The sequence below is a fragment of the Streptomyces sp. SID1328 genome, from assembly GCF_009865595.1.
Classification (GTDB): Bacteria; Actinomycetota; Actinomycetes; order Streptomycetales; family Streptomycetaceae; genus Streptomyces; species Streptomyces griseoluteus.
The window spans coordinates 1-2577 of the sequence record NZ_WWKH01000250.1 but is presented as its reverse complement, the minus strand read 5'-3'; the positions used below and the strand labels follow the sequence as shown (position 1 = coordinate 2577).

At 76.0% G+C, this 2577-nt stretch carries 2 protein-coding genes; both read left to right on the top strand.

The annotated features are described in order from the left end of the window. Positions 1 to 50: 50 nt before the first annotated feature. Complete coding sequence (locus tag GT030_RS07310; RefSeq protein WP_161200376.1) at positions 51 to 1649, top strand: hypothetical protein; 1599 nt, start codon at positions 51 to 53, stop codon at positions 1647 to 1649. Continuing rightward, on the top strand, positions 1646 to 2577 hold a 932-nt coding region (locus GT030_RS07305), incomplete at its 3' end, for an AAA family ATPase (RefSeq protein WP_161200375.1). The genes GT030_RS07310 and GT030_RS07305, both read left to right, overlap by 4 nt.

Here is a 2577-nt window from a genome sequence, read left to right as displayed (position 1 = left end):
GCCCTGCGGGCCGAGGCGCTCGCCGAGGCGGCGGACCGGGAGGCCGTGCCGTGTCCCTGATCGCCACCCTGGCCCGCCTGGAGGCGGTCGCCACCGGCCGCGCCCAGCCCGCCGCGACCGTACGGCACCGTCATCTGTCCGACCGTCCGCTGGTGTTCGTCCCGCTGACCACCGCCGGTGAGACGGGCGCCCCGCTGGGCGCGCTGGTCGGCACCGACCGGGACGCGCCCCGGCTGCTGGTCGTGCCGCAGCCCCGCGACCGCGACCAGCGCTTCGCGTTCCTCGCCGAGCTGGCCGACATCGTGCTGCCGCACCTGGACTCCTGCGCCGAGGCGGTGGAGACGGCCGAGCGCACCGAGACCGACCCGGAGACCGGCAAGCGCGTCAAGGTCGAGGTGGACCTCTGTGTGGACGCGCCCCAGATCGTGGTGCCGAGCCGCGCGGGTCTGGACCTCGTCCGGCTGCTGGGCCGCTCCATGCGGTTCCGGCGTACGGCCGAGCAGGAGCCGGAGACGCCGTATCCGGCGCCGCCGCGCGTGCCGTTGCTGGGCCGCTGGCTCACGCACTACGGCGAGCGCTCCCGCGTGCCGGGCTCCTCGCTGCTGCTGGCGCTGACCGACGCGCTGTCCCGGCACTGGGCCACGGGTCAGTCCATGGTGGAGGACCAGCATCTGGGCGCCCTGCTGGCCTGGATCGACCCGCCCGAGGGCGAGTCCGGCGCCGAGGCGGCCGCGCGGGCGGAGCGGGCGCGGGACGCGGCGGGCCAGTTGCTGTGTCCCCCGGCGGGCCCGGCCACCGACCCGGCGTTCGACAACAAACTACTGGCCCCGGCCATCGAGCGGTACGACCGGGCGCGCACCGCGCTGGCCGCCGCCGAGGACCCCCTGAGGGCCGAGGACCTGCTGACCGCCCTCACCGCTGCCGAGCGGGAGATCCGCGACCTGGTCGAGAGCCGTACCCGGCCGACCTGGGACGCGGTCTGGCGGGGGCTCGACCTGCTGCGGACGCTCCCCGAGGGCGGGCATGTCGAGGAGCGGTGGACGCGGGACCGCTGGTCGTTCACCGCGCACCGGGACCGGATCACGGCGGGCGAACCCCCGCAGCCGCGCCGGGACGACGCGGTGACCGCCGCCAGCAAGCTGGCCGGCCGCGAGCGCGAGCAGGCCCGGCTGGAGGCGCAGGAGGCGCTCGACGACCCGCTGGTGATGGCGGCCCGGCGGCTGGCCGGGGAGGCGTTCGCGGGCGAGGTGACCGAGGTGGTCATGGCGTACAGCGAGGGCAAGCGGCCGAGCCCGCGTCCGCTGGTGACCGTGCGCACCGAGGACCGTCCGCATCTGGGCGAGCGCGCCAAGGTGTACCGCTCGCTGAACGGCAAGGCGCAGACCGCGGAGTTCGCCGGGTACGAGGGCGCGCCGGAGGACGGCGTGCTGGTGCTGCGGATCACGGACAAGATGGGCCGGGGCAAGGAGCCGGAGGCCGGTTCGGTGCCGGAGAAGGGCGACGCGGTGTGCTTCACCCTCTTCGAGCACGAGCAGCGTGGCGGCGCCAAGCTGCCCGACCCGGAGCAGACCCCGTGGACGCACGGCGGGCCGCCCGGTGAGCCCGTGCCGGAGATCCCGGACGCGGTGACCGAGGAGGACGTGCTGTGACGACCGTGGACTTCGACCCCGGAGCCGCCGCCACGCGCGCCACGGACGCGATCCTCGCCGACACCCTGCACGGCACGGAGCGCGGTGTGGTGGTCGACTCCCCGCCCGGCGCCGGCAAGTCGACGCTGGTGGTCCGGGCCGCGCTGGAGCTGGCCGGGGCGGGCCGCCCGCTGATGGTGGTGGCGCAGACCAACGCCCAGGTGGACGACCTGGTGCTGCGCCTCGCCGAGAAGGACCCCGACCTGCCGGTGGGCCGCCTGCACAGCAGCGACACCGACGCCTACGACAAGGCGCTGGACGCGCTGCCGAACGTCCGTACCTCCGCCAAGGCGGGCGATCTGGGCGGGCTCCCGGTGGTGCTCTCCACGGCCGCCAAGTGGGCGCACGTCAAGGTGGACGAGCCGTGGCGGCACGCGATCGTGGACGAGGCGTACCAGATGCGCTCGGACTCGCTGCTGGCCGTGGCCGGGCTGTTCGAGCGGGCGCTGTTCGTGGGCGACCCCGGCCAGCTGGACCCGTTCTCCACGGTGGGCGGCGACCAGTGGGCGGGCCTGTCCTACGACCCGTCCGCCTCGGCGGTGACCACGCTGCTGGCACACAACCCCGGCCTCCCGCAGCACCGGCTCCCGGTGTCCTGGCGGCTGCCCGCGTCGGCGGCGCCGCTGGTGTCGGCCGCGTTCTATCCGTACACGCCGTTCCGCAGCGGGACCGGGCACGGGGAGCGGCGGCTCGCCTTCGCGGTGCCGTCGGACGGTTCGGGGCCGGACCGGGTGATCGACGAGGCGGCGGAGTCCGGCTGGGGTCTGCTGGAGCTGCCGGCCCGGCACACCCCGCGCACCGACCCGGAGGCGGTGCGGGCGGTGGCCGCGGTGGTGCGGCGGCTGCTGGACCGAGGGGGCGCGGCCCTCTCCGAGCGCGTGGAGACACC